This window comes from Pelagimonas sp., assembly GCF_050633425.1.
GTDB lineage: Bacteria > Pseudomonadota > Alphaproteobacteria > Rhodobacterales > Rhodobacteraceae > Pelagimonas.
Genome location: NZ_JBOEGM010000051.1, coordinates 59,687 through 66,377 on the forward strand (window position 1 = coordinate 59,687; position 6,691 = coordinate 66,377).

Annotated in this window: 7 protein-coding genes; all 7 read left to right on the forward strand. The window is 52.4% G+C overall.

The annotated features are described in order from the left end of the window. Window positions 1-140: 140 nt before the first annotated feature. The gene (locus tag ACRBB0_RS26530; RefSeq protein WP_431377478.1) at window positions 141-1,250 is read left to right on the forward strand and encodes a hypothetical protein; all 1,110 of its coding nucleotides are present in this window, start codon (window positions 141-143) and stop codon (window positions 1,248-1,250) included. A gap of 30 nt (window positions 1,251-1,280) precedes the next feature. Further along, window positions 1,281-2,465 (forward strand): hypothetical protein, encoded by a 1,185-nt coding sequence (locus ACRBB0_RS26535; protein ID WP_431377479.1) that lies wholly within the window; start codon window positions 1,281-1,283, stop codon window positions 2,463-2,465. Between the two features lie 55 nt (window positions 2,466-2,520). After that, the gene (locus tag ACRBB0_RS26540) at window positions 2,521-3,543 is read left to right on the forward strand and encodes a hypothetical protein (RefSeq protein ID WP_431377480.1); all 1,023 of its coding nucleotides are present in this window, start codon (window positions 2,521-2,523) and stop codon (window positions 3,541-3,543) included. A gap of 30 nt (window positions 3,544-3,573) precedes the next feature. After that, a complete protein-coding gene (locus ACRBB0_RS26545) occupies window positions 3,574-4,986 on the forward strand; it encodes a hypothetical protein (protein WP_431377481.1) in 1,413 nt (470 codons plus the stop codon). A 27-nt stretch (window positions 4,987-5,013) separates the two neighbouring features. Then, window positions 5,014-5,901, forward strand: coding sequence for a hypothetical protein (locus tag ACRBB0_RS26550; protein WP_431377482.1), 888 nt, complete (start codon window positions 5,014-5,016; stop codon window positions 5,899-5,901). Between the two features lie 268 nt (window positions 5,902-6,169). Further along, complete coding sequence (locus ACRBB0_RS26555) at window positions 6,170-6,454, forward strand: hypothetical protein (RefSeq protein WP_431377483.1); 285 nt, start codon at window positions 6,170-6,172, stop codon at window positions 6,452-6,454. Window positions 6,455-6,459: 5 nt separating this feature from the next. Next, window positions 6,460-6,691 (forward strand): hypothetical protein (locus ACRBB0_RS26560; RefSeq protein WP_431377484.1); only part of this gene is annotated, 232 nt, incomplete at its 3' end.

Below are 6,691 nucleotides of genomic sequence, written 5' to 3' on the forward strand. Positions count from 1 at the left end.
GGCACCTGAAAACACTCCGAAAAAAATACGAAAACCTGCTCTAAGGCAGTTTCGGATTTTTTTCGGCTTTCCTTCACGACACAAACGCCGCCGCCCGATTAGCGTTCTTGCAACACCAAAAAACTGTAGGGGAGGCTAGAATGTCTAAGGTTAGTGAAGCCGAAAAGTTCAACACTGAAATGCTCACGAACAAGGGTATGCTCATCAGTTTTGCGACTTTGCTCGCGAAAAAATATGCCACGCCTGACGCTCTGATTTCTGCGGCCAATGGCTTTATTAAGTCCAAATCGCAAAATGGTGTCGCTGATTATGCCACTGATTATGACGCGGTTTTGACGTCTCAGCAGGTCATGCAGGTTTATACTTTGATGTATTGGAACGGGTTTTTCAAAACCACGTTGATTGACCCCGACACGCAGAAAAAGACCAAGGGTCCGACCCTTGTCATTGCCGCGACGCTAGACCCGCAAAAGCCATATCATATTGGGTTTGGTCGCAGCGAAGTCATTGACCCAACGTTCAAGGCACTGACGTTGGACTGGGAAAAAACGGCGGTTCAGAACAATTCCGGCCGACTGATTTTTAATTTGGTTCCGACGAAATCCAACACGACGGAACGGGTGTTTTCAGGCATTTGGACCAATTCTGATGGCAAGAAACACCTCGTTGTAGGCACTGAAACCACTGCGGATGTGAGTGAGGAAGACAAGAAATTGCTGCCGCCCGGTTTGGTGGAAATCCTGCCACTTATCTCTGCCTTGGGCGCGATTGTCGGCATGTTTGGAGCCGTCGCCGCGATGCTTTGGATCGGAAAACAGTGGAAAGAAAAGAACCTCGACCGGCAGGAAAAAGAAGCAAAGGCCCGCGAAAATCCAGACAATCAGCAGGATCAGGACGCCGCGCAACAGGCCCAGAAAGACGATCAGGGGGCCGCTGCTGCTCAGGACGGGCAGGCCGCCAACCTGCAAGATGGTGCGGCTGAAGTCGCGGCCATACCAGATCCGGTTTTTAATCAAGCTGTACAGGCAGATCAGGATGCTCCGGCTTTGCCTGCTCCTGCTGATGCGCAAGCCGGTTTAGAGGCTGCAGTCCAGGACCAGCAGGCAGGTGATCAACGCGATGCCGCCGCGGCCCTTGCCGAAGATATTGATGCAAACCCCATTGTCGTTCAAGACGAGCCTTCCGGTGAAAGCGCTCCGGCTGAAGTCGATGTCGAGAGCAGCGTTTTGTCCATCAGCGGCGAAGATTAATCCCCCAAATTTTCCAAAAGGAGTTTCGCAATGACCGTCACCGCCACCCAAGCCCCCGCTAAGAAACCGCAACTCAACGATCCGAAAATGATCAAGGAGGCAAATCGCTTTACCCTGAAAATGGTGCAGGACAAAACACTTTTGTTGGGGTGGTTTGATATGCTGACCAAGGCCCTAAAAGACAAGACCTATGAAGTTCAGATTATGGACAACTTCATTGCCCAAAAGACGTTGAACAAGACCGATGATTTCAACACGACCTATGATTACGTGATTCAAGCACAGCAAAAACTGCCAGCTTACAAAATCTATTATTGGTCGGGGCTTTATAAAACCTCGCGCAAAGGTCCCAACGCGTCTGCGAACGAACCGGGAAGCGTGGTTTCGGTTGTTGGATCTGGGAAAAACAACGTCGCCCCCTTTGTGTCTGTCGCCAAGGCCGAACTGATCAACTACAAATTCGACCAGCTTGTTCTAAGCTGGGACAGCGCAGATGGGCTTAATGCAACATCGGGCCGGTTGGTGATGGGCGTGCGCAACATTGCAGGCAAGGCGACGCGGTCGTTTGCCGGGATCATAACCGAAGATGGGACGAAATACACCTATGCCGGGGTATTGGTTGATCCAAACAGCGCGGGTGGACAAGGGGCGACCAAAAAGGCTCCTCCGCAGACGTCATCCAGTTTGAAAACATTGGAATATGCCAATCAAATCATCAACATGGTGAGTCAGGCCCTGTTTATGGCTGTTAACATGGGCATGCTCTACAAAACCGGCAAGGAAATCCAGGAGCTGAAGAAAAAGATCGACAGCGGCGAGGGGACAAAGGCCGACGAGGACAAACTGAAAAAAGCGTCTGACAATGAGGATGTCAGCGAAAAAGCCGCCGACCAATCCGTCGAAAAGGCTGAGGAGGTGCGGCAGCCGGTCGAGGAGATGTCAGAGGAAGAGTTCGCCATTGGCTCCGAAGATGCGGCACCGGCGTCCGAGCCAGAGGAGCTGTCAGACATCGAAGCCCCCGCAGACATGGAAGACGTAAAGCTCTCGGAAAGCGAGGCGGAAACCGCGCAGGAAGCCATCGAAGAGGAAGTCGAAGCCGAGGGCGAAGAGCCCAACACCGTGTCTGGCGAAGGCGAAGAAGGCGAAGAAGGCGAGGGCGGTGCCATGGAAGATGGCGAAGACGTTCTTACCACAACCGCCGAAGACATTATCTGACGCAATATTCGGGTGTTTGGGCCGGGCCTGAACACCCATACCCAGGAGCAATCTCATGACCGCATCTCCCGCAGCCATCACGGCAGCGAAGTCTTTCGCGACGGCGCTTGCCAGCAATATCAAACTCCTCAATAGCTTTATCGCCGTTGAACGCAAAATCATCCAGATCAACCCAAAATTCAGCACTGCCGAGTTGGATAATTTTCTGGTCCAAAAAGGGTATAACTGCACGATCGATCAGGTTGCCCAATACGGCAAACCGATCCTGTCTGAACCCGCGCATTGGGCGGGCAGCTATCACACACAATTGTGCCCCCAAGGAGAAACAACCTGGACCAAGGGGCCGATGTTGGTGATTGGCACGGATGGCAGTGTCACGATGGATGGTGTCACCGAACCGGGCGTCAAATTTTCCTTTTTGAACATGACGTTTGCCGAGGCAAAGCTGTTGTTTTATACGGCTACGTTGCCCGCCAAAAAGGGTGACAACAGCTCAAACTCGGCCAACTCCAAGAACCGAGCCAAAGCCTTTTTCGGCACATATGAGGGGCAAAAAATCACTGGCCTTGTTGTGCCACCTGATGCCCCGAAAACGTCAAAACATGAAAGCTCTTTCATGAAGACGTTCAACCAGATTGCCAAATACATGGGCCAAATCAATCAGGCATTCATGATCTACGATCTGATCAAAAAGGCGACCAAAGCCGAAGAAGCGGGCAACGAGGGCGAAGTCATGAACGTCCGCGGTGAGCTAAGCCCCGAAATTTCCGACGTCAGTCAATCGCAGGGCGAGGTGGCAACCGCACAACAGTCGGAAATTGAAACCCAAGCTGGTGAAAATGGTCAGACTTTGGAAGAGGCCGCTGACGCGCTGCGAGAGATGCAGGCGGATGATCTCGGGGTCGATGAAGTCCCAGATGTGGCAGAGGCGCAATTGGACGAGGCCGGAGCAGAAATTGGCGAGACCTCGGTGGCCGATGGCGGCCTCGATATTGGGGCGTCCGTTGGCGAGGAGGCCGTTGGCGACCTCGCGGTTGATGCCCTTTTGGACGATGCGCTGTTGCTCGTCCTGCTTTGATCACCCTCCATTTAACCAAAGGAACATACCATGGACCAAGCTCAAGAAACCCAAGTCATGCAAGCCTTTTACGACCGTATTTTCGAAATGGTCACCTATTCCACGGGCAATAGCCCGGCGGTCAACAACCCCAGCAGCACCCTCGTGCAGCTTGTGACCGATGGCTCAATCAACCTCGACGATTACAAAGACATGATCAGCCCAGACAATCCCAATGGTGATCTGACCCATGCTGAAGCATTTTACACCAAGTTTAACAAATCCGGTGGTATTACACCGACATATGAACCTGCGACCGGGTCGCTTGGCCAAGTTTACAAAGAGATCGTTGATGGGGCGCAGACGTCTTTGAAGCCGTCCAAGCAGCAACAGGATGAGTACAACAACGCGTTGAAATACTTGTATGTTGATGTGAAAACCAAAGACCCGCTCACCGGGAAGGTCACGATTAGCAAAGGGTCATCCGCGATTTACAAGGCGTATTTGACCTTTCAGAAAGCCTATGCGGACGCCTTGGCAAACTATCGCACCACGTTTTTGAACTACGACATGTCTCAGCCCGAGCAGCAGAAAAAATTTGAGGCGCAGGCCCCGAAATTGCAGAACGCAATTGATACAGCGTGGAGCAATTGGACAGCTGACGGCCACAAGGCTGCCGTTGAAGAGGTTCTGGCGTTTTTGGCTGCGAGCGATAACAACATTATTGCGAATGTCATCGGTGATGCCCAGAAACTGATGAGTACCTCTCAGCAGGCCCCACTTGTCACGGGCGGCGGGCCATGGTGGTTGACGGGTGCGTCGCCGTCGACATTTTGGGATACAACAAAAGCTGAAGGGTGGATGAATTTCACGCTCAACAGCAATCATTTATACACCTCTGACAGCTCATACTATTCGCAATATCAGCAATCTGCCGGTTCGTCCTTTCTTGGGTTGATTGGGTGGAGTGAGCAATCTGCTGGCAAAACCACGTCGCAGTCGCACCATATGCAGGGCGATAATCTTGCGATTAGTGGCCAGATGATGACGGTGACCATCGAACGTCCTTGGCTGAGTTCGTCCTTGTTCAATCTGAGTGGTTGGAATGAACTGGGGCAACCGGCAGGGTGGATTTCCAAGGGGAGCCTGAGCGGCATCGCCGCAGCCTTAACCGCGGGGGACAAGCAGGACATGCCTGTTGTGCCCACGGCCTTTGTGATTGTCAAAAATCTGACCGTTACCGCCAATTGGACAGCCCAAGACAGTTCGGCTCTGACCACTGCGACTTCGGCCAGTGGTGGCTATCACTTTGGACCGTTCCACGCAGGTGGCTCTAGTTCGAGTGGTTCGTCGCATCACACAAGTAATAGCACATTTAGCGGCGGCACTTTGAGTATGCCTGACCCGCAGATCGTGGCCTTTGTCAATCACATCACCCCGATGAGCCCACCTGAAAAAGGTTGATGTCACGAGCTGTGGAGGCAAACCGATATGACGAAACCTGTGCTTCAACTGATGCCGACGCCGTATCGGATACGCCGCGCCACCTATAAAAACGCGTACTCCCCCACAAACAGCGGGGGGAGTTTTGAGGCGGCCTATGCTCTGAGAGAGCTGGTCGACCCTATTCCTGAGATGACGCAGGAGTTTATAGCCGGGGCATCGTGTGAATCCACTTATGGGATGATCATAAAAGGAGCGGATGGCGGGGGTGAATTTAGCCTCGTGAACAAGATCATTAACCAGGATCGCAAGGTTTTTGACGATGCTGCTCTTGCGTCTTTGTCTATCACACCATCCAGTTGGCGGGCCGTGACTGCGGTGCCCGAGGATTGGATGGATCAGTCAGCAGAAGGGTTTGTGAAGGCAAGTATCAATCCCAAAACCCTACGAATTGAGGGCATGAGGCAGGAGTTTCAAACAATCGAGGCTCATCCTCAAGAGTTGTTGTTGTTTAATGGCCATCGTGCAAAAAAAATCCCGCAGGGCACTGACATTAAAAGAATTGAAGTGTCGCTTTTAGAGGTTACGATCGAACGACCCTGGTTTGATTTGAATCTGTTTAAGACATCTGGTTGGACCTTGCCCGGGCAGACTGCGGGGTATGTTTCAAAGGGCGTTGCCAAACCCTCCAATACCGGTGTGATGCCGCTTGTTGTGACGGGGCTCTTGGTTGGCCAGACCATCAAAGTCATCGGCGACGTTGCGGGCGAGGGGCAAGCGTTCTTGGCAGAGGGGATGATCGATCAGGCTGCGATAGGGCCGTTTCCAATATCGGATACGCGCTCTCAAAGGGATACTTCCACGCCTCCAACAAACGATCCAGATCTTTACTTGATCGGCGTTATATCCACGCCCATTCCGGCGTCTCCACAGTGACATCGGTTTTAGACGGCATTGGTCGTTTTGCATTGTGCCTCATGAGAAGCATGGTTGAATCTTAAAGGTCGCGACGTTTGCTCGCGTCCTCATCGTGCACCCACAAAATCCCTAATTTTCAATTAAATAACGGTTGATGCGGTTAGGACCGCATAAATTAGCACATGGCAAACAGTTGACGTGAAGCAGCGCAATTCGAACCAAGCATCGTTCAAACCCAAGCGGTTGAGTGCTTACCCTGTTCGATTGCAATCAATAGGAGACTGACATGCCTAGAAGTACAACGATCCCAGCGGTTCAAAATCAATGGACAGAACTGACTGACGGTGAGGTTTCGACAGAAGTTTTGTTTCAAAACCGGTCGGGCTATTCGATGGATTTCCAAGCCACCGCTGATGCAAATGCCCCGACATCGCTTGGTGGTGCTATCCAGTATCGACCGGGTCAAGGTGAGCGCGATACGCTTCAAAACATCTTTCCCGGCGTAAGCGGAGCAAACCGTCTTTGGGTTTACTCCCATAATGGCGGCCTTATTTCCATTCAGCACGGGTAAAGAAAATGACAAAGAGCCCATTCTCTCTCGGCAGGCCGTTTCACAAGCCAAAGCGGATCGTTGGTGCCCAGGCACCCATGATCGTTGTCCCCATTCTGGGCCAGTCAAACGCGGTTGGGCGGGCCGGGTTGGATGGGCTGCCCTATCACCCTGCGGGTGTGTTGCAATACGATCAGGCCGGGGCTTTGGTCGCGCCGACCACGCCGCTCGACCACCGCATCACCACATATTCCGATG